The sequence below is a fragment of the Serratia sp. 2C06 genome (assembly GCF_050037615.1).
In the GTDB taxonomy this organism is placed as follows: Bacteria; Pseudomonadota; Gammaproteobacteria; order Enterobacterales; family Enterobacteriaceae; genus Serratia; species Serratia ureilytica.
In genome coordinates this window covers 4,225,098-4,249,141 of the sequence record NZ_CP188299.1, presented here as the reverse complement: position 1 = coordinate 4,249,141, position 24,044 = coordinate 4,225,098, and the positions used below count along the sequence as shown (strand labels likewise).

22 protein-coding genes are annotated in these 24,044 nt (G+C 59.6%); 4 read left to right on the top strand and 18 right to left on the bottom strand.

The features are described 5' to 3' along the window. Window positions 1-97 precede the first annotated feature (97 nt). The 15 genes from tssA to ACP3TA_RS20805 all read right to left on the bottom strand — a co-directional run bounded on the left by tssA (window position 98) and on the right by ACP3TA_RS20805 (window position 18,900). Window positions 98-1,129 carry a type VI secretion system protein TssA gene (gene tssA, locus ACP3TA_RS20875; protein ID WP_142075683.1) on the bottom strand — a complete coding sequence of 344 codons (1,032 nt, stop codon included), beginning with the start codon at window positions 1,127-1,129 and terminating at the stop codon, window positions 98-100. 23 nt (window positions 1,130-1,152) lie between these two features. Continuing rightward, window positions 1,153-1,872: a type VI secretion system-associated protein TagF gene (gene tagF / locus ACP3TA_RS20870; RefSeq protein WP_033643553.1), complete on the bottom strand. Its 720-nt coding sequence runs from the start codon at window positions 1,870-1,872 to the stop codon at window positions 1,153-1,155. 18 nt (window positions 1,873-1,890) lie between these two features. Then, window positions 1,891-5,526, bottom strand: coding sequence for a type VI secretion system membrane subunit TssM (tssM, locus tag ACP3TA_RS20865; RefSeq protein ID WP_426784418.1), 3,636 nt, complete (start codon window positions 5,524-5,526; stop codon window positions 1,891-1,893). Next, window positions 5,526-6,728, bottom strand: a complete 1,203-nt coding sequence (locus tag ACP3TA_RS20860) for a DotU family type VI secretion system protein (RefSeq protein ID WP_198808921.1) — start codon at window positions 6,726-6,728, stop codon at window positions 5,526-5,528. Before ACP3TA_RS20860 ends, tssM begins: the two co-directional genes overlap by 1 nt. A gap of 21 nt (window positions 6,729-6,749) precedes the next feature. Next, entirely contained in the window at window positions 6,750-8,096 is a 1,347-nt protein-coding gene (tssK, locus tag ACP3TA_RS20855) for a type VI secretion system baseplate subunit TssK (protein WP_089195494.1), read from the bottom strand. 40 nt (window positions 8,097-8,136) lie between these two features. Continuing rightward, window positions 8,137-8,667 (bottom strand): type VI secretion system lipoprotein TssJ, encoded by a 531-nt coding sequence (gene tssJ, locus ACP3TA_RS20850; protein ID WP_197816311.1) that lies wholly within the window; start codon window positions 8,665-8,667, stop codon window positions 8,137-8,139. 29 nt (window positions 8,668-8,696) lie between these two features. Then, a complete protein-coding gene (gene tagV / locus ACP3TA_RS20845) occupies window positions 8,697-9,197 on the bottom strand; it encodes a type VI secretion system accessory protein TagV (protein WP_019452982.1) in 501 nt (166 codons plus the stop codon). 47 nt (window positions 9,198-9,244) lie between these two features. After that, on the bottom strand, window positions 9,245-9,637 hold the full coding sequence (locus ACP3TA_RS20840) for a DUF4150 domain-containing protein (protein ID WP_004934933.1): 393 nt from the start codon (window positions 9,635-9,637) through the stop codon (window positions 9,245-9,247). Window positions 9,638-9,653: 16 nt separating this feature from the next. Next, the gene (locus ACP3TA_RS20835; protein ID WP_060420752.1) at window positions 9,654-10,289 is read right to left on the bottom strand and encodes a DUF3540 domain-containing protein; all 636 of its coding nucleotides are present in this window, start codon (window positions 10,287-10,289) and stop codon (window positions 9,654-9,656) included. A 30-nt stretch (window positions 10,290-10,319) separates the two neighbouring features. Next, entirely contained in the window at window positions 10,320-11,387 is a 1,068-nt protein-coding gene (locus ACP3TA_RS20830) for a pentapeptide repeat-containing protein (protein WP_197816313.1), read from the bottom strand. Then, window positions 11,384-13,930 (bottom strand): DUF2169 domain-containing protein, encoded by a 2,547-nt coding sequence (locus ACP3TA_RS20825; protein ID WP_426784417.1) that lies wholly within the window; start codon window positions 13,928-13,930, stop codon window positions 11,384-11,386. Before ACP3TA_RS20825 ends, ACP3TA_RS20830 begins: the two co-directional genes overlap by 4 nt. 173 nt (window positions 13,931-14,103) lie before the next feature. Further along, entirely contained in the window at window positions 14,104-14,604 is a 501-nt protein-coding gene (locus ACP3TA_RS20820) for a hypothetical protein (RefSeq protein ID WP_060660577.1), read from the bottom strand. Window positions 14,605-14,706: 102 nt separating this feature from the next. After that, on the bottom strand, window positions 14,707-15,096 hold the full coding sequence (locus ACP3TA_RS20815) for a DUF3592 domain-containing protein (RefSeq protein WP_033643543.1): 390 nt from the start codon (window positions 15,094-15,096) through the stop codon (window positions 14,707-14,709). 12 nt (window positions 15,097-15,108) lie between these two features. Continuing rightward, entirely contained in the window at window positions 15,109-17,454 is a 2,346-nt protein-coding gene (locus ACP3TA_RS20810) for a type VI secretion system Vgr family protein (RefSeq protein WP_047574740.1), read from the bottom strand. 513 nt (window positions 17,455-17,967) lie between these two features. Beyond that, window positions 17,968-18,900 carry a LysR family transcriptional regulator gene (locus ACP3TA_RS20805; RefSeq protein WP_033643541.1) on the bottom strand — a complete coding sequence of 311 codons (933 nt, stop codon included), beginning with the start codon at window positions 18,898-18,900 and terminating at the stop codon, window positions 17,968-17,970. Window positions 18,901-18,997: 97 nt separating this feature from the next. On the opposite strand from ACP3TA_RS20805, the gene pcp reads away from it, so the two are divergent. Further along, window positions 18,998-19,645, top strand: a complete 648-nt coding sequence (gene pcp / locus ACP3TA_RS20800) for a pyroglutamyl-peptidase I (RefSeq protein WP_046688505.1) — start codon at window positions 18,998-19,000, stop codon at window positions 19,643-19,645. A gap of 35 nt (window positions 19,646-19,680) precedes the next feature. Here the strand turns inward: pcp and ACP3TA_RS20795 are convergent, their stop codons facing one another. The 3 genes from ACP3TA_RS20795 to ydgT all read right to left on the bottom strand — a co-directional run bounded on the left by ACP3TA_RS20795 (window position 19,681) and on the right by ydgT (window position 21,630). Next, a complete protein-coding gene (locus ACP3TA_RS20795) occupies window positions 19,681-20,712 on the bottom strand; it encodes an NADP-dependent oxidoreductase (RefSeq protein WP_046687338.1) in 1,032 nt (343 codons plus the stop codon). A gap of 85 nt (window positions 20,713-20,797) precedes the next feature. Further along, a complete protein-coding gene (uspC, locus tag ACP3TA_RS20790; protein ID WP_033643538.1) occupies window positions 20,798-21,217 on the bottom strand; it encodes a universal stress protein UspC in 420 nt (139 codons plus the stop codon). Between the two features lie 197 nt (window positions 21,218-21,414). Next, window positions 21,415-21,630, bottom strand: a complete 216-nt coding sequence (gene ydgT / locus ACP3TA_RS20785) for a transcription modulator YdgT (protein WP_004934895.1) — start codon at window positions 21,628-21,630, stop codon at window positions 21,415-21,417. Between the two features lie 278 nt (window positions 21,631-21,908). Here ydgT and ACP3TA_RS20780 point away from each other — a divergent pair, with 278 nt between their 5' ends. From ACP3TA_RS20780 to flhC, 3 genes are all read left to right on the top strand, one after another. Continuing rightward, entirely contained in the window at window positions 21,909-22,157 is a 249-nt protein-coding gene (locus tag ACP3TA_RS20780; RefSeq protein WP_127897182.1) for a hypothetical protein, read from the top strand. An 829-nt stretch (window positions 22,158-22,986) separates the two neighbouring features. Continuing rightward, the gene (flhD, locus tag ACP3TA_RS20775; protein ID WP_033643537.1) at window positions 22,987-23,337 is read left to right on the top strand and encodes a flagellar transcriptional regulator FlhD; all 351 of its coding nucleotides are present in this window, start codon (window positions 22,987-22,989) and stop codon (window positions 23,335-23,337) included. Then, a complete protein-coding gene (gene flhC / locus ACP3TA_RS20770; RefSeq protein ID WP_016927281.1) occupies window positions 23,337-23,921 on the top strand; it encodes a flagellar transcriptional regulator FlhC in 585 nt (194 codons plus the stop codon). The genes flhD and flhC overlap by 1 nt, the downstream gene beginning before the upstream one ends. The last annotated feature ends 123 nt before the right edge of the window (window positions 23,922-24,044 follow it).

The following is a 24,044-nucleotide window of genomic DNA, read 5'->3' as shown; positions in this document are numbered from 1 at the left end:
GGAACGCGCCTCGTCCGGCTGGGAGAGTCAGGTTCTGATTCGGGTCTGCGCAGGGGCAGACGGTATCGGGTGTCGTCAAGAGAACAAAAGTCGGCGGCTAGCTGTTCTCCTCGTTGTCGGGGCGACCGAGAATGGTCTCCAGTTGGTTAAGCCCATCGGGCGCCAAATCGCGGACGATTTGCATAAAGTCCAGCGTAATCAGTCGCTGTACCCGATCGATCATCAGCGGCGCCGGGTGGCTTGGCTCATGAAGACGAAAATAGTTTTTCACCTTGTCCAGCATCAGCTGGGCGTCATCGCGCGACTGGATCTGCGCGCTGCGCCAGTTGAGTGGGGCAGAGGCGCTCTGCACGGCGGCCGGTGGCTGCTCAGCGGCGGTTTCCTGTGTGGCGTCCGCTTCGGTGGCGGCCGGGGCCTCGCTCTGGCCGGCAAGCGCCACCAGCGAAAAGACCTTGGTCAGCGCGCTCATTTCCGGCAGCGCGCTTTCACCCAGATGGCGGGTGACTTCGCTGCGAATGGCGGCCAGGGTGTTGGCGATATGCATCACCAGCGCGCCTTCGGGGCGATCCTGTTGCGCCAGCTCATCCTGCAGCCGTGCGCGGCCGCCGGGAAAGTTGGGGCACTCTTGCTTGCTGCCGTCGAGCAGGGCGCCGGCATCGCGCAGCGAGATTTCACCGGCGGCGCTTTTCAGCAGCGGCGCGGCGCGCACGCTGACGGCCAGCGCGGCCTTGTCGCCAAGGTCGGCCAGCGCGTTGATGCGGAACAGCGGGTCGGCCTCACCGTCGAACTCCAGCGGCGGCTGCAGGGCATCCCAGTAGCGGAGTATCGCCTGGTGGATCAGCGTCAGCCCGTCGGCATAGCCCGGCAATCCGCGCAGCTGGGTCCAGGCGCGGGTGAGATACAGCATGACGCGCAGGTCTTTGGTGCGCGCCAGCAGCGAGCTTGCGAGACGCTCGACCTGCACCCAATCCGGCGCCTCTTCCGGAATGATGGTGCTGCCGAATTGCTGTTCGGCTTTGCCGGTGGCGGCACGCGCCATGGCCAGAAAGTCGGCGTCGTATTCCAGGTTGTCGCCGCAGGGCGTATCCGCGTCAACCGGGGCCAGCAGGGTATCGGTGTCGATAGCCATAAGATTTCCTTCAACGAGCGATGTTAATCAAACATTTGCGGGTACTGGCCGCCGCGGCCTGGGCGCGCCCAGCCGTTGGGTTCGAACAGCAATGAAAACAGCTGCACGGTGAGGTTGCCGCTGTGCACGTGGGTGTAGAGCGGGTGCCCGTCGGCCTGATTGGTCCACCAAAAGCTGGTGTACTGCGCCGGATCGAAACAGTCGGCGGCCTGCTGCCAGCCGAGGCCCGGTACGTCCGGATGCTGGAAACCGATAATCGACAAGATCTCGGAGTCCGCTTCCGCCGGCGGGCTGGGCAGCGCCGGGATCGCCTGCAGCGTGCGGTCGATCTGTTCGGCGGAGAAGCCGTTGCGCACGCCGTTCAGCAGGGTATGGCCGAGCTGTTGGTACCAGCTCGCCGCCATGTTCAGCTGTTGCGGGCGCCAATCCTGTTGGCTGAACAGGCGCAGCGCGCAGATGGGGTAACGCCGCCCGACGCGGTCGCGCGCCGGCAACAGGCAGCCCATCTGCACGTACTGGCTGCCGAGCGTGGCGGGGATCACGAAGTTCCACACCGGCGCGTTGCTGAACGGGTGATCGTTTGGCCCCTGTGCATCGCGCTGCAAATTCACCAGCCCGTTATGGAACCAGTGGGCCCAGTTGTTGACCACCGGGTCAGGCAAACGGCGTTGCAGGAAGTCACCGGCGGAAGGAAGTTTGCCGTACCAGCCGATGCTCGTCGGGGCGCTTGAATCAGTGCTCATGGTCATGTCCTTTCGGGGCTACGGGCACGAGAAGGCCGGCAGTTGGAACGGATTGCGAATGCTGTTGGGCGTGAACTCCAGCGTGACGCGGTGGCCGTCGAGATTGAACGTCGCTTGACGGCCGAGGCCGCCGGTGCCCGAAGACTGCGCCATATCCACCAGGCGGTTCAGCGCCCACGGCCCGCTGGTCACCAGACTGGCGGTGGTGCCGTTGGCCAGCGCCAGCTGCAGATGCACCTGGTTGGTATTGCGGGTGCCCGGCCAGCTGACCACCAGCGGCACCTGCGGGCCGTGGCTGTATTTGAACAGCTGCCCGTCGATATCCAGCGTCAGGTTGAGGATGTCGTTATCCATCCGCACCGGCCGCACGGTCACGCGGTAAGAGGGCGTCGCCGTGCCGTTGGCGAAAAAGGCGTCGCGGATGCGCTGCGCCTGCTGGAACGACCGCAGGATGCCTTCGCCGCCGGGCAGCGTCTTGCCGTCCACGCCGGGCGTGAAACGCCAGTTGGCGCGGGTGGTATCGACCTTGCCCTGCAGGTTGTCGCGGAAGAAGCTGTCCATCAGCCCGCTGTTCGGCGCGAACATGCGCGCCAAATCGTCCGGCGTCACTTCCTGGCGCGCCCGGGCCACCAACGGATAACGCCCGGCGATCGCCTGGCGGCAGAAGCTGCCGACCTCGAAGCTGATGCGCTTTTTCACGTTCTCCATCTCTTTGCGCTGGGTGTCGCTGCTGGCGCCGATCGCCAGCGACAGCAGCATCTGTTTGAACGGCACCGGCAAGCGGCCGGATTCGGCCTGCAGGCGCGGGATGATGTCGCTCGGCGGCGCCGACATGCCGCTGTTGGCCGCGCCTTGCACCGCCGTCAGGTAGCTGTACAGCTCATCGACCTGTTTCAGCACGCTGTCGAAAGGGATCGCCTTATTGCCTTCGCCCTGGCTTTGCGCCAGCTCAAGCAGCGGCGCGAAGTGCGCCATCACCAGCTGTTCCGGCTGGGCCGACACGTCGCCGTCGGCGTTGGCCGGCCGGTTGGTGAACAGCGCCTCCAGCGTGCGGTTGGCGTTTTGATTCAGCTTGTCTTCGGTTTTGGCCAGCAGCGAGCGGGAATCGGCGTCGCTTTTCTCGTCGCGCAGGGTGACGTTTTTGCTGACGTTAACCAGCAGATTGCGCATCGGCGACGGATTGCCGGACAGCAGGCGCGCGCTGCTGATGCGCTGGGTCAGGTTGCCGATGTTGGCCAGTTGGATATCGCCCAGCAGCTCATCCCAGGCGCTGATAAAGTCCTGCATGTACAGTTGGCGGATGGTCTTGGTCAGATCGGCGCTTTTCTGCTCCGGCGTCTGGCTGTTCAACACCCAGACGTCTTCCTTGCGCAGGGTATCGGCCACCGGATCGATGTTGTCGTTGAACGCTTTCCAATACCCCTGCGAGGTGAACAGGCCCGGCACGCCGTCGGTCACCGGTTTGCCGCTTTTGCGGCTGAATGCCAGTTCGGTCTGCGGACCGGCCAAATCGACCAGGCTGACCGGCTTGATGTCGGTCTGTTTCAGCAGCAGACGCTTAAGGCGGCCGTAGACGCGTTGCGACAGCGGCGCCCGATTGAGCGCGGCCTGCGCCTGCGCCACCAACGGCTCGTCTTTGGCGTAAGGCGAGGCCTGGATCTGCGTATCCAGCAGTTGGCTCAGGTGCCATTCGATCTGCTGCAGCTGTTTTTGGGTACTGCCCTGCGGCAGGTTGCGCTGCAGGTTGAGCATCACCCAGGCGCGCAGGAATTTGCCGTCGTACTGCTTCGGCAGATACAGCATCTGGTAGGCCTTCAGCGCTTCATAGCTGAAGTCCGCGTCGCCGTGGTTATCGTTGCGCAGCGTGGCGGCGATCTGTTGCGCCACCTGCGGCAGCAGCAGTTCTTTCAGCGCTTTTTGGTACAGGGCATTGCCGGCGTCGCCGACCTGATCGCCGCGGAACAATCCCATGCGATAGGTGAACGGCGGATCGTCCAGCGAAAAGTTCTGGCTGTCCGGCAGATGCAGCAGGCTGTTGAGGAACGGCAGCAGCGAGAACATATCGCCGTTGCCCAACTGGGTCAGGCTTTGCCCCTGGCGCTCGACGCCGGGCACCTTGGCGGCCACTTCCGCCAGATAGGCCTTGTTGTTGCCGTAGCTGGTGAACCACAACATCGCCAGCACCGCCAGGATCACCGCCAGCGCGATGTACCCTGCCCAGTGCAGGGCGCGGTTGCGGTATTCCCACCAGCGGTTGCTGCCCGCCAGCCCGGACTCCTGGAAGACCACCGATTCCAGCGTCTCTTTCAGGAAGAAGCTCTGGCCTTTGGCTGCCGGGATCGGCGTTTCCTGGCCCACGCTGTCCCAGGCCGCGTTGGCCTGCGCCCCTGAGTTGGCCGGCGGCAGCTGCAGGTAGCGGTTCAGTTCGCCCATCACTCGGTCAAACGGCAGACCTTCCTGAGTGCCGCTGGTGAAGTAGATGCCGCGCGGGGTAAAGCGGGTTTCAAAACTGGAGGTGGCGAACACCTGTTCCAGGTATTGACTGAGCAGCGGGCGCAGGGCAGCGAACTCCTGCGGGAACAGATAACTTTCAGCGCGCTGGCGCGCGTCGTGCTCCATCAGCAGCGTATCCGGCAGCGCCGCGTCCAGCCGCTGTTGCAGCAGGGCGTATTGCTGTTCGAAAGCGGCGTTCAGATTGAAGTCCGGCTGCCGCGAGCGCTCGTAAGGGAAGGTGAACCCCCAGATCTGGTCGCGCTGTGCTTTGTCGAAGCTGCCGAAGTAGGCCATAAAGCCGTTGAGCAGGTCGGTTTTGGTCACCAGCACATAGACCGGGAAGTGAATGCCCAACTGCTCGTGCAGTTCGATCAGGCGTTTGCGCAGCGCGCTGGCCTGGGCGGCACGCGCTTCGGCGCTGTCGCTCAGCAGATCGGCCACGCTGATGGTCACCATCACGCCGTTGATCGGCTGGCGGGTGCGGTATTTTTTCAGCAGCGCGACGAAGCTTTGCCACTCGCCGGCATCTTCTTCGCGCTGGCTTTCCTGCGTGGTGTAGCGGCCGGCGGTGTCGAGCAGCACGGCGTCGTTGGTAAACCACCAGTCGCAGTTGCGGGTGCCGCCCACGCCGCGCAGCGCGGCTTTGCCGAAGCGATCCGCCAGCGGGAAGTGCAGGCCGGAGTTGACCAGCGCGGTGGTTTTACCGGCGCCGGGCGCGCCAATGATCACATACCACGGCAACTGGTACAGATATTGGCGGCTGAAGCGGGTCATCCAGCGATGTTTGCCGTCGCCTTGGCCCGGTGCGAAGCGCGCCTTTTTCAGCAGCTGCGCCGCTTCGTCGAAGCGCTGAGCCAGCTGATCGTCTTGTTTGATCTCGGGCTTGCCGTCTTCCGCCGGCACCGCTTCGGCGGCGCGCAGGTTGCTCAGCAGGCGACTGTTGAACCAGGCGCTGTAGAGGCGCGGGATCAGGCGGCACAGGAACCAGATCAGGTAGATAACGCCGATGGCGATCTGGCGGTTGAGTTCCGGCTCCAGCGGGCGATAGTCGCCGATGGCCACCAGCGGGCCGATCATCCAGATGATGAACGCCAGCGCGGTGATGCCGACAAAGCCCCACAGCAGGCGGCTGGTGATGATGGAGAATAACGTACTGAGCATTACTTTCCGGTTCCTTGCGGCAAGCCGTTGATTTCCGCCTGGGTATTTTCCGGGGCGACCAACAGCGTAATTTCTACCCGGCGGTTCAACGCGCGGTTCACTTTGTTATCGTTCGGCGCGACGGGGTTGCTTTCGCCGCGGCCCTCGGCCTTGACCCGCTGCGGGTTGGTGAGGTGCTTTTGCAAGCGGGCGCTGACCGCTTCGGCGCGCGCCAGCGACAGCTCCCAGTTGGAGGCGAAACGGGCGCTGCGGATCGGCACGTTGTCGCTGTAGCCGGTGACCAAGATCTTGCCGCTGACGCCGTTCATGGCGGCGGCGATGCGGTCGATGACCGGAATATAGTTGGCGCGCACCGTGGTGGCGGCGGAGTCGAACAGCCCGTCGCCTTTGAGGATCACCACGCTTTGCTGCGCTTCGTCGCGCACCACCACCAGCCCTTCGGCGATCTCTTTGCGCAGGAAGCTTTTCAGGCTCAGCGTCGGCGGCGCGGCCGGCGCCGGGTTACCGATCGCCACCTGCGGCAGATTGATTTGGTAAATCGCCGCCAGCACCGGGCTGGTGTTGTCGCCCAGCCGCCAGTTGAGGGCGATGAACAGCAGCGAAGCCAGGAAGCCGGTCAACGCCACGCAGGCCCACAGCGGCACCAGCGGGCGCCACAGCTTCTGCTGTACCGGCAGATCCAGCGCATGAGGCGACAGCGGCGGGGCATAACCGCCGCGCACCGACCGGATCAGCTGCAGCAGGCGCTGCTTCATGGTTTCCAGCTGCGAGCGGCCGTTTTCCATCACCCGGTAGCGGCCTTCAAAGCCCAGCAACAGGCAATAATTGATCAGCTCCAGCAGGTTGATGTGCTCGCGCGGGCTTTGCGACAGCTTGGCCAGCAGCTGGAAAAACTTCTCGCCGCCCCAGGTTTCGTTATGAAAGGTCACCAGCAGCCCGCTGCCGGACCACACGCTGTTGCTGCCCCACGGGGTCAGCGCCGCCGCTTCATCCAGCGCGGTGCACAGGCAATAACGCGCGCCGATGATCACTTCGTACGGCAGGTTGGCGCGTTGGCCGCGGATCTCGAAGCGGCGCATTTCGTCGATCAGCTGTTGGCGCAGCTGCGCCGGGTTGGCGTGCGTGGCCGACTGGCGGATCTGCGAAATGGCGTTCAGCAGCGGGTTGGCGGCGTCCACCAGCGGATTGGCCGCCGGTGCCATGCTATTTTCCTGAGTCATAGGTTACCGGTCCGTATGGCTGCGAATCGCCCAAAATTCCATGTCCAGCCCCGGGAATTCGCCGGCCAGGTGCAGGGCGAAGGCGCTGGATTTTTCCATCTGTTTCCACAGGTCGCCGCCTTTTTCCAGCTCGAAATAGGTGTAGCCGGCGTGATAAGGGATCTGGCGCGGCGCGACGGGCATGGTGCGTAGACCGATGCCCGGCAGCTGCAGCTGCACCAGATCGCGGATGCGCGTGACCGGGGCGATCTTCATCTGCGCCGGGAAGTGGGTCAGCAACACCTCGGCGGCCACGTCGGCGCGCACCGCCAGCACGAAGCCGAAGTCGCGCATCATTTTGGCGTCCTGCACGGTGGCGACGTTCAGCCCGTGGGAGCGTTCGACCAGCGTCAGCTGAATGGCGTTGTCTTCCAGCACCACCGACAGCCCCTGACGCAGCAACAGCATCAGCTTGCCGAAGCACAGCGCCAGGTTGTCGTGGTCATACACCGGCAGGCGCCCTTCCGGGGTGCGCTGCGCCGAGAAGCTGGCGAGCTCGGTGGCGAACTGCAGCCAATCGGCGAACAGACGCTCCGGGTGCAGATGGTCGAGGTGGTAGGCGTGGCTCACCTGGCCAAGATGGCGGTTGATCAGCTGCAGCAGCATGAAATCGACCATTTCGGAACTGCCGCCGCGGCCCGGCTGCAGCAGGCGTTGGCTCATCTGCTGGCTGCGCTGTTGCAGCAGGCCCTGCAGATCGTTGATGAAGGTTTTCAGGACCGGGTTGCCCTGGCAGTTCAGCATCGGCGGGATCTGCGCGGTATCAAGGCGCAGGCTGTTGTCGCCGCGTTTTTCCAGCACGCGGGTCACGCCGAGCGCGGTCCATTCGGCGTTGAGTTCGCTCTCCAGCATCAGCCGCAGGCGCAGGCGGCCAAACTGCAGCGCCGCGCTGCCCACCGAAACGGCGTTGAGATCGTCGACTTCGTTCTCGTAAGCCAGATAGCGCGCCAGCGCCTCCGGACTTTCCTGAAAGATCACGTCTTCACGTCCCGCGCGATAGGTCGGCAGGGCCAGCACCACGTTTTCACCGGTCTTGTTTTCGGCGATGGTCAGCGGCGCGGGTGCCTGCTGGGCGCCGGCGAAGCGAAACGGCGTGCCGTCCGGCATGATGCCGCTGGCGGCGTTGAGCGCAATCTTGCCCTGGCGCAGCAGCGTTTGGTCCAGATCCAGGGTCAGAAACCCCCAGAAACAGCCGCTGTGGGCCTGGCCCCAGTTGCGCATATAGCCTTCGAGATAGTTTTCCGCCTGCTGGAAATGGTGAGGGCGCAAAAACATTCCCTCAGTCCAGACAACCTTATGAGCATCTTTCATCATCACACCTATAGTTACTTCGCTTCAGCGCAGCGGTAGGTCAGTCGACCTTTTTTACGGGGCGCAGGCCATTCACGCCCGCGACGATATGCGCTTCCAGCTCATCCGGCGAGAATTGCCATACCTTGTAGAAATTGGTTTCGGTGGGTTCCGGCAGCGGCAGTGAAATGCGCCAGGTCTTGCCGTCCAGATTTTGATACTCGGCGATTACGCCGATGTAGCGCGCATCCAACGCGCTTTGCCCGCCGAGCTTCTTGCCGGTCTGGCCCGGCGTCAGGAAGAACTGATCGCTGTCCAGCAGGCTGTTGCCGAGCACGCTTTTGGCGTCGTTTTGCAGACTGAAGAAGTCGGCATCCATAAATTCCGCATCCGAACGCAGCACCAGCACGCGGATTTTGATCGGCGCCGGTTGCGCGCCGGCGGCGGCGTTGACCTGGCGATCGGCATCGAACACCAGGCTGTAACGCGACGGCACGCTTTTGGCGGAAGACATGCAGCCGCCGAGCGCCAACGCGCCCAGCAGCAGAAACAGCATCCCGCACCAGCGGGAAGCGATAGGAGTCGTCATCATGGGAATCTCGTCGCCCGCAGGCGTGCTGACTACTGGAGGATCCAGGTAGCTGAACCGGCGTTTTTACACGCCTTGCTGTCGCCGCCGACTTTGACGCAGTCCTGTTTGGCGGCGCGTGCGCGGCGCGGCAGATCTTTGCGCAGCGTCGATTTGTAGCGCGCTTCCGGTACGCCGGCGTTGGCCTGGATATACCCCACCAGATCGCCACCGCGGATGGCGGAGATCGCCAGCCAGTTGTTTTCCACTTCGCCCAGCGCGTAGAACGCGGCGGCGTTGTCCAGGCTGCCGACGGCGGTGCCGGTATAATTCGGGCTGCTCATGATGCTGGCGGCGTACAGGCTGCGGTACTCCTCACCGATCGGTTTGAACTGCTTCGGCGCGCTCACCGCGGCGCGGTGCTGCAGCGTGACGCCGTTGACTTCACTGCTGACGATAGCGTCGTTATTGAGCGCCGGCGGCGGTGGCGGCGGGGTGGAACAACCGGCAAGCGTCAGGGCGGTCAACAGCGTCAGGGTAATCCGTGTTTTCACAATGTCCTCTTTTCTTGATTGAATGGCTGTGTAATAAGGCGCCGTCATCAGGGCGCAAGCAGCAACACTTTTAATTGGCTCGGCACGATGCGCATGCCGAGCGCGTTGGTGGAATTCTGCAGGCTGAGGCTGGTCAGCCGGGTGGCCGGGGTGCCTTTGAGCAATACGGTAAAGGCGCCGGTCAGGTGGCGGGACGGCCCCATCACCGTCCCGGAAGCGACGCCGGTGGCCACGCCGGGGTTGTCGCCGTTGGTCAGCGGCGTCACCGTCGCCATGTTGTGCGCCGGGGTGCCGACGAACAGAATGTTGAACGCGTTCGGGATGGCGGTCGGCGCCAGGGCGATATCCGGGTAGGGCACGGGCACCGGCGCCGGGCTTGGCGTCAGACAGACGTCGGGAAACGCCAGGTCCACGCCGATCATTTGGCTGTTGGCAAACATAAAAGGCCTCCGCAGGTTATCCGACGTGGATTTGTTCCGAATCCAGCTTGGTAATGTCTTTTGAGGTAATGAGCGTGTTGCGGGCATGAATGCGGGCGTAATCTTCCGCCTGATAATCCAGCTGCCCGGCGCGCACGTGCTCGGTTTGGCGCACTTTGCGGAACAGCGAATGGCTGATCTGGCTGACCGAATGCCACAGCGACTCGCAGCGCTTGCCGACCAGGCGGCTGATACTGACGAAGGCCGACAGTTCCTCGCCGCTGTATTTCATCTTGTCGACGTGGCAGTCGCCGCTGTTGGCCTGCAGCGTCATGGCGTCGCCGCTCAGCTTTAGCGCCTGCGCGCTGTGCAGCGACAGCGAACCGCTCGGCGTTTCAATTTGCAGATCGCCTGTGACGCAGAGCCGCGCCGCGCTTTGCGGCTCCGCACGTTCGAGAACGGCGATCGCCCACAGCTGGTGGCCGCAGCCGGCGACCAGCACGTTATCGCCGAGGGCCGGCGTCAGCAGGCAGCTCGCCGCCCGGCGGCAATGCCAGCCGCGGCCTTCGCACTCCACCACCAGGCTGCCGTCCGGCAACAGGTTGACGACCTGGCCGGCGGCCTGCTGGGGCGGTGCGATGTTGACGGCGCGAGTTGTGTTGGCAACGCTCATGGTGATCCCCTCGTGAAGTGGTCAATGCATTCAGATTCGGCTCTGGCGCTGTGCGCTCCAGGTTTCGGCGGCGTACAGTTCTTCGTCGCGCTCGAGAATTCCGCTGCGATCGCCCCAGCGCGTTTGCTGCTGGTGGGCGCGGTGCATGCGGGTGCGCATGAAGCGCGCACGCCGAAAATCGGCGGCGCCGATGTCGGCATAACAAAAATCGGCGTAGGTCAGGTCGCTGTCGCTGAAATCACAGCGCGCCGCGCGGCTGTGCTGGAACACGCCCTGATACAGACGCGCCTGGTTGAAGTTGGCGGCGTCCAGCGTCGCTTCGCTGAAAATCGCCTGATCGAACTGCCCGCTGCGGCACTGCGCCTGAGTCAGGTTGGCCTCCAGCCACAGCGACTGCTGCGCCTGCACGCCCGTCAGGTTGGCGCGCCGCAGCGAAGCGCCCTTGAAGTTGCTTTGGCGCAGCGTCGCCTGGCTGAAGTCGACGTCGTCCAATTGGTTATCGGTAAACTGGCAGGCGATCAGGCGCTGCCCGGCGTAACTTTTGCCGCGATGGTCGCATTCGAAAAACGTGACGCGGTCGAAATCTGCCCCTGCAAATTCTGTGTTACAGAGGGTTAAGCGAAAAAACGTGACAAGCGAAAGTCGGGCATGCTCCAACGTAGCGCCGTCGAGCGGGCTTTCGTAAAACGTGGTGCGATCGTGCTGAGTGGCGGAAAAGTTCGCGCCGGCCAATTGGCATGACATCCAGTGGCTTTGGGTGAGCGGCAGACGGCTGAAATCACCCTGTTCAAGCCGGCATTCGTTGAACATCGTCAGCTCGATATGACTCTCACTGAAGCGGCTGGCGGACATGGCGCACTGATTGAAGGCCGTTTGCTTGAGGTTCGCCCGAGTAAACAGAGCGTGCTCGAGCCGGCAATCGCTGAATACGCTGTCGCGCAGATCGCAATCGGAGAAGTCCACGCCGTTCAGGTTCAGGGCGTTGAACATTGCGCCGGCCAAATCCATACCCGCGAATGACAGGCCGTGCAAATCCTCACCGGAAATCGGTTCGCCGCGTTTCACACGCTGGCGTATCTGCTCTGGCATTGAGGTCATACTTCTTTCCCGTTGTGGCGAGGCAATGTTTTCACTCTGGCGGTATAGGCATCGTCGAGCCGGGTCGCCTTGTCCACTTTCGACTGCGACAGATCGGCCCGGAACAGATTGGCGCCCTGCAGGTCGGCGCCTGACAGCACGCACTTTTGCAGGATCGCCGCAATAAAGTTGGCGTCGCGCAGGTTGGCGCGCGTCAGATCGCTGCGAATGAACAGGCTGCCGCTGCCGTTGGCCTGATTGAAGTCGGCCTCGTTCAGCCGCGTTTCCGACAGATCGCAATTGTTGAGGCGCGCGCGGCTGAAACTTGCCCGCTGCAACGGCATCTGACGCAAGTTGCACTGGTTCAGCGTCGCGTCGCTGAAATCCGCCTGGGGCAACAGCGTCTTTGCCGCAAAGGCGCAGGCCGTCAGGCGCGCGGCGCGGAAGCTGAGGTTTTGCGTTTCGGTATCAACCCAGGCGCAGCTTTCCAGCCGTGCCTGCTCGAATTTCACCGCCAGCAGCCGGCATTTGATGAAGCTGACTTTGTCGAGCCGGGCGTGACTGAATGTCAGTTGCTCCAGCTGCAGCTCCATCAGCGTAATGTTGGCCAACGTGGCGCGGCTGAAATCACACTGTCCGAGCAAGGTTTCGTACCCCAGCAAATCGCGTAAGGACGCCATCGTGAAGTCGCAGCGTTGAAACAACGTTTGTTGAATGTTGGTTTCATGCAGCTGCGCGCCGCCGAAATCCGCCGCTTCGCATTTCGCCAGGGCCAAAGAGGCGTGGCTCAGATCCGCCTGCTGCAAGACGGCACCGCAGAGATCGGCGCGCGCCAGCATTGCCTCGCGAAGGTCACAGCCCACCAACCGGGCTTGGCGCAGATTGGCGTTTTCCAGCAACGTGCCGCGCAAGGTGGCATGGCTGAGGTCCATGCCGGACAGATCGGCGCCGGTGAGGTCCAGGCCGCTGAGATCTTTATCGCGCTGCATGGCCGCGGTGACGCGTTGGCGAATGATCTGTGCCAGATCGCCGCTTAAACGCAGCGCCGGGCTTTGCGCCTGTGCCGACATTAAATACATTTGGTGCAGCGCGCGCTCGCTTTCCCCCAACTGCTTGTCGCTAAACGCGTCGGGGCGTTGACGCGCCTGTTGAAACAGCTGGTCGCGCTGCTGTTGGTAGCTTTCCGCGCCGGAAAGGTCGGCGGGGCCAGGGCCGTCAATATCAATGCCGTTTGCCTGCGCGTCATCGCGGATTTCACGGTAATGCGCTTCAGCGCGCTGTTCCATGCCCTCGACAAACTCGGCCAGCTGATCCAAAGCGGGCATCGGTTCAGCTGGCGGCGCGGCAAACATGTCGTCGATGTCTCGGCCTTCGCGCTGCAGACGTTGGCGGTGTTGTTCGCGTTGGTGATGCTCGTAGGCGGCGATGTTTTCCACCATCGGGCTTTGCTGCGTCGGCGTTTCCGTATCGAGCCAGGGGCCAATACAGCACTCCGGCAGCAAATCTTTTTCACGAAAAGCGTGCAGAGCGCCATGCTCTTTATCAAGCCGCCGATCGAGCACCTGCCGATAATGCCCGACGGTGCGGCTTTTACCCTCAATTTCCAGCGCCGGCATGAGCTGCATGACGTCTGCGGCATCGTCTTCATTGATGTGAAGGCTGCCCTGGTAGATCAACAGCATTTGTTCGCGATGGGGAAAGAACCACACGGTGGTGTGGCGCATCGCGACTTCCCCGAAATGCGCTTCGCCGCCGCGCAGCCGGTTAATGAAGCAGCGTGCGCGCCACGGCGGCAAACGGCCTTGCTGAACCGGCTCTGAAGGGTGCATGTTCCATATCCGGTAGGCAGCCTGAAGCGGCAAGCTGTCGCGTTGGGGAAACTGCTGATCGCTTTCCGCCATGTTGAACAGGCGCCAGTCGATATCGTTGGCGAAGCCGGGAAAACCGTGTTTCAACCAGTCGGCGTCGTAGTTTTTACCGATGCGTGAGAAGCGGCGCGGCCAGGTGATCTCCAACGCGTCAAAGCTTGCCGGCTGCGCGCTTTGCCGAGGAGACGCGAGGCGCTCCTGCAGCGGTTCAACATTGGGTAGGCGATGAATGCGGCCCTGCGGAAATGTTTCTGGAGTGGCGCCGATGCCGTGCGGATTATCGGCGAACTGAGCCCCGCCGTAAGCCCGGCGCCAGTCCAGACGCATTTCTGCAAAAGGGAGAGGAGAGGAGGGGCGATCGTTGATCCAATGACGATCGCCGAAAACCACCAGCGTTTTCTCCAGCGAATCAAGCTGGATCTTCACGGCGCAGGCGGTTTTGTCTTGTTGATGGTGGGTGTAAGCGTTGCCGGTGGCGAGAAACTCCGCACAGGCTTTCGGAATAGCCAAATCGAGCACGCCGCCGCTCAGCGTAAGTTCGTCGGCGGCCAACTGCCACAGCTCCGGTTCGGGGCGCAGGCGCGGGGAAGCCCCCATGTCGGCCAAGGCCAAAATGGAAACGCCCAGATGATTTTGCCCTTGCCAAGAGAAGGGGCGATGAAGCGCGCTGAGGCGCAGAGGTTTTACGACTTTCATTGTGTGTGTAAAGCTTCCTGTGGATATCAGCCGGCAGCCAGGCTGCTTGCTCAAAAACAATCCGTTTTTCGGTTTAATAGATATCAGGCTATGTCACAACAGATGAAGAAAACGATGCGGCGTCCAGAGCCGATCGCGAATGCGGGGAGCATTTCCTCGCGTCAAAGGGATTATCAAGAGGACAGTGCGTTGTCCTTCCCGCTTATTTTACGAGCCAGCAGTACGACGGCGACGGACAATGCCGCGGCGATCGCCTTGGCGGTAAATTGGCCTGTGCTCTCCAGATGATAGGGGGCAAAAAAGCCGACGCCGGCGGTGCCCAGAATCAGCAGCGCGGCGAGCGGGGCAAAACAGCACAGTTCTATCGCCAGCGCCAGTCTGCCGGGGGCCGCCGCACCCAGGTAACCCATCAAAAAACCGGGCAAAATCAGGAACCCGATCAGCTCCGCGGGCGCGTTCACCGCAGACATCACCTGCTGGTTGTACTTCAGGATCGCCAGCATCAGTGCGACAAAGATCAGCAACCGGACGGACAATGCCGCCGTTCTGCCCGCGGGTAAGACGGTCTTGCAAATGGCGGCGATCAATACGCCGCCAACCAGGATGCCTAAGAAGGTAAACAGGATTTGTCCCCAGAGGCTGTCCTGAGTCGAAAAGGCAATAAACGCGCCCATCGTGACACTTCCTTATGCAAGGTAATTTAGCGAGCTGATGGACGACAAGTCGTTTTCACAACGTTGAAATCGGATCGCGTTGATTGAAAAGGTTCTTTTCGCTCAAAGTCGGGATAACTCTTCGATCACCGCTTTTTTGGGGTTCTTGGGATCGTACTTTATCGCGGTGAAATGACCCGGCTGATAACGCGGCAGATCAACGACGCTGATCGGGCCTTTCGCGACGGCCGTATGGTTTTTTCCGTCTTGGGCGATGTATTTGACTTCCACTTCGCAGACCGGCCGATTCCCGTCCCACAGGTTGGTCTGGCGGATGCTGACGATTTGCCCGGAGGCGGAAACTCCGTTCTCCATCACGCTGAGAGAGGAACCGATGTGTTTGAAATAGCCCCAGATATCGACCGTGATGAATTTGAAAAAACCCACCAGGCTGAGAATAGGGGCCAATAAAATCAAACCGATTACGGTGAAGATATTTTTGGCTTTGGACATGGGCATCCCTACTTATAAAAAGATCGCCAGCGCCTTGCTGCTCAATCGCAAAGAACCGTTGGTTATTAAGGCCCCAAGCTGCGTGAACGTCATGGGATCGTTGCTTAGCTTGAAATTGGTTTTGCTGATCGAAAGCGGGTTATGGGAAACATCGAACATCGTGTGCTTGACGCTCAGCCCCGTTAAGGCAAGGTTGGCGCCTATCGCGGTCCACTTATAGCCGTGGCAGTTATCTTTCCAGGTGGGCGCCGAAATAGACACGCCGTCCTCACTGGTAATGCTGATGGTTTTTGCCGTGATGGTCAGCGAACCGCTAATGGTCGTTTGCTGATCGTTTTTGTAGGTTTCTTTGACATTCCCCGTGATGTCGGTGGTCTGGCCGCCGGCCTCCACCGTCAGCGTCTGACCGCCTGCGGTGACGGTAGTGGTTTGCCCGCCGGCGGTGATGGTGGTGTGCTGCCCGCCGGAGGTGATGTTGACCGTCTGCCCCTTGTTGATGGTGTTGGTCTGTTGCCCCTCGGTAATGTCGAGGGTCTGGTCGCCCTTCACCGTGACATGCTGGGTTTGCGTAATGTTTTGCGTCTGCGCGCCGTCAAGCTTGAAGGACTGATTGCCGGTGATGTCGATCTTATCGCCGCCGTCGATAATCGTCAGGGCGCGGCCGCCTTTGATGTTCACCGTCTGGTGAGCGTTCAGGTTGGCGGTTTCCAGCCCATCGACGGTGGTGGTGCGTTTCGCTTTGTACAGGAACGTGGCGTCGCCGGTGACGGTATCGTTCTGCTGGCGACCGATGGTGGTGGTGCGACTGCCGTCAATATTGACGTTCTTGTCGTTTTCCACCGTCATGTTCATGTTGCGTTCGGCGTGCATGTCGAAAGATTCGTTGCCGGGCGAGTCTTCCAGGAACAGGAAGCTGGCATTGTCGACGCCGCCGCCTTTGCTGCGGCTCATAAAGCCCATTTTGGTGGCGTCGCCGGGAAGATCCCAAGGCGGCATGCTGTCTTCGTTGTAAACGCGGCCGGTGATGATGGGGCGATCCGGATCGCCGTTGATAAAGTCGACCACCACTTCCTCACCCACGCGCGGGATTTGGATCCCGCCGTATTTCCAGCCGGCCCAGGCGCTGGAGACGCGCACCCAGCAGGAGCTGGTTTCATTGCCGCTGCCGTGGCGATCCCAACGGAACTTGAGTTTCACCCGGCCATATTTATCGGTCCAGATGCTTTCGCCTTCCGGGCCAACCACTTCGGCGGTCTGCGGGCCATGGGTTTTCGGCCAGGGTGTGGTGCGCGCCGGGCGCCAGTTGATGTCCGCCGGCACCACCTGAAATTCGGTATGTTGTTCGCCAACGTCGTTATCGTTGCTGGCGTAGCTGTTTTCCTGCATGAAGTAACGCGCGCTGACCACCAGATAGGCGCGGTTGTCTTCCATGCGCGGCGCCTGGATCAGCTGAAAACGGTAGCCGGGCGCAATGCCCTGCGAACTGCCTTCGCCGCTCATCTGCTCATGCTGCGCTTCGAACTCCTGTTGGCGCACCTTGACGTAAAACTGGCCGTGGGCGTGATCGGTATAACGCCCGGGCCAGTCGAACACCTCGGCTTTATCCTGTGCGAACGAGGCGGGATTCTGCCGGGCCTCGAGCAACCGCGCGCGCGGTTTGCGAAAATCGTAGTCATCCAGGCTATACAGGCTGGGCGTGATGGCGTCCGAGACGCTCCAGCTGTTGATGCTGTCCTTGTTTTCCACCAGACCGCCTTCCGCGAGCTGATAGGGGATGCTGGCATAGCCGGCGAGTTCCTGATGCGCCGCCGGCGCGTCGGCCAGCACCAGCGTATGGCCGTCCTGCTGGTGCGTGAAATAGTAATAGATGCCTTCATGTTCCATCAGACGACTGATGAAATCGAAATCGCTCTCCTGATACTGCACGCAGTACCCCCAGATGCGGTAGTCGTAACTCAGACGGTTATCGATCTTCACCTGATACTGCCCCAGCACCTGGGTCAGGATGTCGGGAACGGTCTTTTCCTGATAGATGCGAAAATCGCGGTTTTGCGTCAGGTACCACAGCGTGGGGCGCAGCACGGCGCGGTAGATATAGTAGCGGTTGCCGCCGGCTTCTCGTCCGGAGAGGGTCATACGCGTGATATTGCCGTTGAGATAACGCGGGGCCATCGGGTTGCCCCGCAGCTCCAGCGTGATTTTTTGTCCCAGCAGCGATTTCAGATCGAGGCGATTGTCAGGGCTGAGCAGCTCGACGTCGAACTCGAACAGCCCGGCCAGTCTTTCCTCACCGGAAAGGCTTCTGAACAACAGCTGATAGGCGGGCAAAGGTGTGTGCGCAATGATAAGGCGATCCATACTATATCCCCGGTTTAGGCATAGCTACCGCACGAGATTTGACGCGCGATCCCGATGGCGTATCTGTCACGAATTGAGACAGGGGCTGACGAAAGATTTAACAAAGTTTACACAAAGGCACGATTTGTGCAGTCTACAATAGAGCTCTGCATTTGCAAAATAGCCTTGTGGATCAATGCTCAATTCGTTAACTTGCTCACGATCTGGTTTTTTATTATCTAAAACATATGGATACGAGCAGATCTTTTTTTATCCAAAATTATTGGGAAAATGGTAATACCAAATAATAAATCTGTAACACTTAAGTCAACGTGTTTATAAAACAACTCTTTTTTTCCGTGAAAAAAGTCACTGAGTATTTTTTATCCTTACCATTCGTTAGTTAAAGATGATCAAATATATAAATTTACCGAATGTTAATTCGGATGATTCCTATTTGGCCTGCGTGAAAAGCCCGCGGTGTGGGCCTCCGACGGTGAGTCTGAATGGTTGATAAAGCAGCAATTGATGCGGTTAGCGCGGAAGGGGATCGAGGGAAAGTCGGCTTATCAGGTCACAGAGCCAGATTAAGGCCGGGTCGCGTTGCGCCTGTCGGCCGGCGATCAGCTCAATGGGGAAAGGCGCGATGGCCAACTCCTCAGGCAGCGGGAGAATGCGTACGCGTTGCGGATCGGAAAAACGCCGGGCCACGCTGGCGGCCAGGGTGGCGATCAGATCGCTGTCGGCGACCACCGCCGGCAGGGCGACAATGTGTGAAAAGGTCACGGCGACGCGCCGCTGGCCGCCGATTTCCGCCAGGCGGCGGTCGACCAAGCCTCTGGCGGAGCCGTCGTCAGCCGGCGCGTACAGCCCGTGCGGCAGGCTGAGGTAGCGGGCCAGATCCCAGCGGCCATCCGCCAATTGCGGGTGTGAACGGCTGGCGATACAGACCAGATGCTCTTCAAACAACGTGCGCACATAGTGACTTTCCGCCCCGGAAAGATGCCCTCCCAGCGCGACATCCACCTCCCCGCTATCCAACTGACGGTAAATATTGCGGCGATCCAGACGCGAAACGCGAATATCGATGCCGGGTGCCGCCTGACGCAAACGGCTGATGATGGCGGGCAGCAGCAAGATATCCGCATAGTCGCCGGCGGCCAGCGTAAAACGCCGCTGCCCGGCGGTGGCCGGATCGAAACGGGCAGGGGGCGCCAACGCCAGATGGATTTGCTCAAGCACCCGCTGTATCTGCGGCATAAGCTGGTGGGCGCGCGGCGTGGGCGCCATGCCGCCGCCGCTGCGGACAAACAGCGGATCGTTGAGCAGAATGCGCAGTCGCGCCAATGCATTGCTGACGGAAGGTTGCGCGCGGTTAAGACGCCGGCCCGCGGCGGTGACGTTACGAGTCTGATACAGCGCTTCAAACACCACCAGTAAATTGAGATCGACGTTGGCTAAATTCATTTTATGAATACTCTATATACAGATAATCCATTTCCAGAATCTTACAGCGTTCCCTAGGCTGGTAGCACACGTATTTAGCCTTCAATCAGGGGAAATGATGAACAAAGTGTTAATCACCGGCATTGAGCCGTTCGACGGTGACGCGGTGAACCCTTCCTGGCAGGTCGCGCAGGCATTGGCCGGAGAGCGTATCGCCGGCGCGGAGATCGCGGTGCTCGAGTTGCCGTGCGTATTGGGCGTGGCCAACCAGCAGCTGATCGCGGCGATTGAGGCATTGCAGCCGCTGGCGGTGATCTGTCTGGGGCTGGCCGGCGGCCGAGCCGAAATATCCCTGGAACGGGTAGCCATCAATTTGATCGATGCCCGCATTCCCGACAATGCCGGTAAACAGCCGATTGACGTGCCGGTGGTTGCCGGCGGGCCGGTGGGCTATTTCAGTACGCTGCCCGTCAAGGCCGCGGTGCAGCAACTGCGCCGGCAGGGGATCCCGGCGGGTGTTTCTTACACGGCGGGCACCTATAACTGCAACCATATTTTTTATGGTCTGCGTCACTATCTGGAGACGCGGCATTCGCGGGCCAGGGGCGGATTCGTGCACATTCCGTACAGCCATGAACTGGCGGCGGCGCATCCGGGCAAGCCGAGTATGGCGCTGGCGACGATGGTGGAAGCGGTGCGCACTCTCGTGCAGGTGACGCTCACGGTAGAGGAGGATGTGCAATTCGGCGACGGTGCCGTGCATTGACAAGCAGGGCGTGGCGCGCCACGCCCTGATGCGCGTTATTCGTCAGCGACGCGGATCACCAGTTTGCCGAAGTTTTTGCCCTGCAGCAGGCCGATAAAGGCCTGCGGCGCCTGCTCCAGTCCATCGACGATGTCCTCGCGGAACTTGATCTTTCCTTGCTCGACCCAACTGCTCATCTGTTGCAGGAATTCATCAAAGCGTGAACCGTAATCGTCGAAGATGATAAAGCCCTGCATGCGGATACGTTTACGTAAGATCAGCCCTTCCAGCAACGGTAAGCGGTCCGGCCCGGCGGGTAACCCGGTGGCATTGTAATGGGCGATGATGCCGCAGACCGGAATGCGCGCTTTGGCGTTCAACAGCGGCAACACGGCGTCGAATACGGCGCCGCCGACGTTCTCATAATAGATGTCGATGCCCTGCGGACAGGCGGCGGCCAGCTGTTCGGCAAAGTCGGGGGCACGGTGATCGATACAGGCGTCGAAACCCAACTCTTCCACCACATAGCGGCATTTGTCCGCACCGCCGGCGATGCCGACGACGCGGCAGCCTTTTAGCTTCCCGATTTGGCCGACCACCGAACCGACCGCACCACTGGCGGCGGCCACCACCAGCGTTTCACCCGCCTGCGGTTGGCCGATGTCGAGCAGCCCCATGTAAGCGGTAAATCCCGGCATACCCAGCACGCCGAGCAGGCGGGAAGGGTGCGGCAGGTGCGGGCCGAGGTTGCGCAGGCCGCTGCCGTCAGACAGGGCGTAATCCTGCCAGCCGTCATAACCCAACACCCAATCGCCGACGTTGAAATCGGGATGCTGTGAAGCCGCCACGCGCGATACCGTGCCGCCCACCATGACCTGACCGATCTCCACCGGCGGCGCGTAGGAGGGGGCATCGCTCATGCGCCCGCGCATATAAGGATCCAGCGACAGATATACGGTGCGCAGCAGCAGCTGGCCGGCCTCGGGTTGTGGCACGGCGACCGTGTCGAGACGGAAGTTCGCCGCCGTCGGTTCGCCGTGCGGACGCGAAGCCAGCAGGAAGCGGCGGTTCTGTTGAGAAGGGGACATCGAAAGCTCCTTTGCGTTGCGACAAACAAGATTCGTTAAGCCTAGTCCAGGGGCGGCAAGGCAACGTTACCGAATGTGCTTAGCCTTAGAGCGGAACGATCAGCACGTCGATATGGCTTATATTGATAAAGCGGGCGGCGGAACAGGAGACCTTATTCATCATGCCGTCGCGATGATTGCCGCAGAGCAGCAGGTCGAACGGCTGATGCCGGCTGGCGTATTCCAGGCTGTCGCCAAGCTCGCCATGCACGATAAGGGTATCGGCGATCGGGTAGCCGGCGCGTTGGCGCAGTTCCTCCATAAACAGCCGGGTTTCCTCTTCCATCAGCGTGCGCAAATCGGCCAGCATCGGCCCGGCGAAATTATTGTACATTTCCGGATTGGCGAGGGTGCTTAACAGGGTGATGTTGCCGCCGTAGGGGCGGACGATAGAGACGGCCTTTTCCACCAGGCGATGGCTGTCAGGCGCGACGGCGACGGTAACCAGAACGTTTTGATACCCCATATTCCACTCCTTGTTGCATCCGTCGTGTTTCAGGCTGCCGCGTCGGGGCCTTGGATGAAATGCTGCGCTCGGATAAAGGGTAGAACCTGGCGGGGGGAATAAATGTGTTTCGCATCACGCGCGGCAATAAAAGCTGAGTTTGCTCCGGTTATATAGCAATAAAAGATAAAACCGTTGCCGCACGTAATTTCACTGAATTAAAGCACCTGCGCCCACAGCGTTTTCGGCACCTTGCCCAGATCGAACAATTTACCGGCAACCAGCTCGGCGCGACGGTGGTCGGCAGCACGGTACATATTGCTCATTTCTGTATCGTTTTCAATGGAATAGTTCAGTTTGTCGTACACCTTCTCCAGGCTGTCCAAAGAGGAGCATTTACGGAATGTCAGCAGATATTCGAGCGTATCGGTCATGATTAAAATATAGCCTGTTAATAGTTAAAGCCGGGTGAATAACACATAGCGGCTCACGGCGACGCCGTCGAGGCAGCGATGTACGACCTGACAAAAATCATTTCAAGTGAATAAATTGCACTGGGTAATAATGTGACGCCGCCCGTGGCGGCGCTGGGATAAATCATAATATGCAAGTGCGCCATCAGCAATCTCATCCTGCTGATAAATGAAGAAATAGGGAAAGTCTCAGGGCGATGCGTCACGAACGAGAAGCTTAAGCGTCGACGTTTCGCTGCATGCAAGCGCGCGAAGCCGCGCTCGCTCTCCTTTGGCGGCGTTTTTTTCGCCTGTCCGGAGGGCGCTCGCAGCACGAGGCGATGTATGTTGCCGCTGTCGGCATTGAAACTACGCCTGTTTGGCCTGCGCGATTATGGCAAGTAAAACAAAACTGCGTTTTATTTTATTGCAATGAAACGATGGGGCGCGGGAATTTTAATAACGTCTGGAACGGCGTGGTAATTAATGCGCCGGCAAAAAAGAAATAAAAAAACGCTAAAGCTTTAGGATGTGCTGCCGATATGTCGTTTTGGGGCAATTTAACGTTAAAAAAACATTCTTGCGCCGCGCTAATACGGAAACATATCGTTACGTCTATTGGCTTGTTCACTACGCCAGCGAATCATTGATAAGCCATAATCACCTGATGTTGAAAATTAGAACAACCCTCTGCGGAGGGTTTAAGTCAAATCCGATAGCTAATAACCTTATAGTTTACATTGGTTATTTTTCACCTGGGATATTTTTTAGCGGCTCAAATGGTTATTTATACTAAGATTGTTGCCTATATGCAGATTTTTGTTCTGTTATTTTGGTTTGGTGATGGTTTTGTTCGAATTGATCTAAAAAAGATAATTTTTTGGCTGATAAACATTGTTTTTAAGACGTTTTTTTACCTAAGGCGATTTTATGAGCAAAATGCGGGTCATAAAATGTGCGAATTTAGGGGTATTTGGCTTAATTATTTTTTATTTTTGTGATCTATGTCACATTGTATTTAAAATTGCCTCTCACTTACATTGTGTGTGCTAATGGTTCGGGGGTAGAGTTGCGCTGCTTTAGGAATAATCTTATTAAATTTGTAAAAATAGTTTCATGGTGACTAAACACTATCGAAGCAGAATGCTGTACATCCATACACGTTGGTTTACGCTCGTAGCAAATACTGAACAGTGGTCGAATTTAGCGATTGGCGAAAATTATAGCAGTCGTTTTTGAGAGATTAATTTGCCAACTTTGGGAAACAACCCAGGTCACGGGCGATAAAATTTATCACCCAGCGTATGTTTTTAAACATAGTCTGTCGGGATGGGGAATATGGGTACGTCTGAATTACTTAAGCATATTTATGACATCAATTTGTCATATTTACTTTTAGCACAGCGTTTGATCAACGATGAAAAAGCGTCCGCGATGTTCCGCCTTGGTATTGATGAGACCATGGCCGATGCGTTGGCGCAGCTGACTTTGCCGCAAATGGTCAAACTGGCCGAGACCAACCAGCTGGTTTGCCACTTCCGCTTTAACGATCACCAGACCATCGAACGCCTGACCAAAGAGTCGCGCGTCGACGATCTGCAACAAATCCATACCGGCATTTTGCTATCAAGCCATTTACTGCAAGAGCTATCGAGTAAAGACGCTAGCCCGACGAAGAAAAGAGCCTGATGATGGTTGAGAAAAGCATTGTTCAAGAAGCCAAGGACATTCAGCTCGCCATGGAGCTGATTTCGCTGGGGGCCCGTTTGCAGATGCTGGAGAGTGAAACCCAGCTCAGCCGCGGGCGCTTGATTAAACTTTACAAGGAGTTGCGCGGCAGCCCGCCGCCAAAAGGAATGTTGCCGTTCTCAACCGACTGGTTTATGACTTGGGAACAGAATATTCATTCCTCGATGTTTTATAACGCCTACCTGTTTCTGATGAAAAGCGGACAGTGCAGCGGGGTGGAAGCGGTGATCAAAGCCTATCGCCTCTACCTGGAGCAGTGCCCGCAGCAGGCCGGCGAGGCGCCGTTGCTGGCGTTGACCCGCGCCTGGACGCTGGTGCGCTTCGTCGACAGCGGCATGTTGCAGCTCTCCGCCTGCAGCTGCTGCGGCGGCGCATTTATCACCCACGCGCACCAGCCGCTGAACGGTTTCATCTGCAGTTTATGCCAACCCCCATCCCGCGCCGTAAAAAGACGTAAACTTTCGCCGCAACTGGCCGATATTATTCCTCAACTGCTGGACGAGCAGGTCAAACGCGCCATTTGAGCCGCCACGTTGCCGGCTCTCGGCAATGAATACCGACGTGTGATACGCAGGGGCGGCATGCCGCCCCCAGACATGCAGCCTGGTCTGTCGCGCCAGGGCGCGTTTGCCCCACCTTCCATCCAC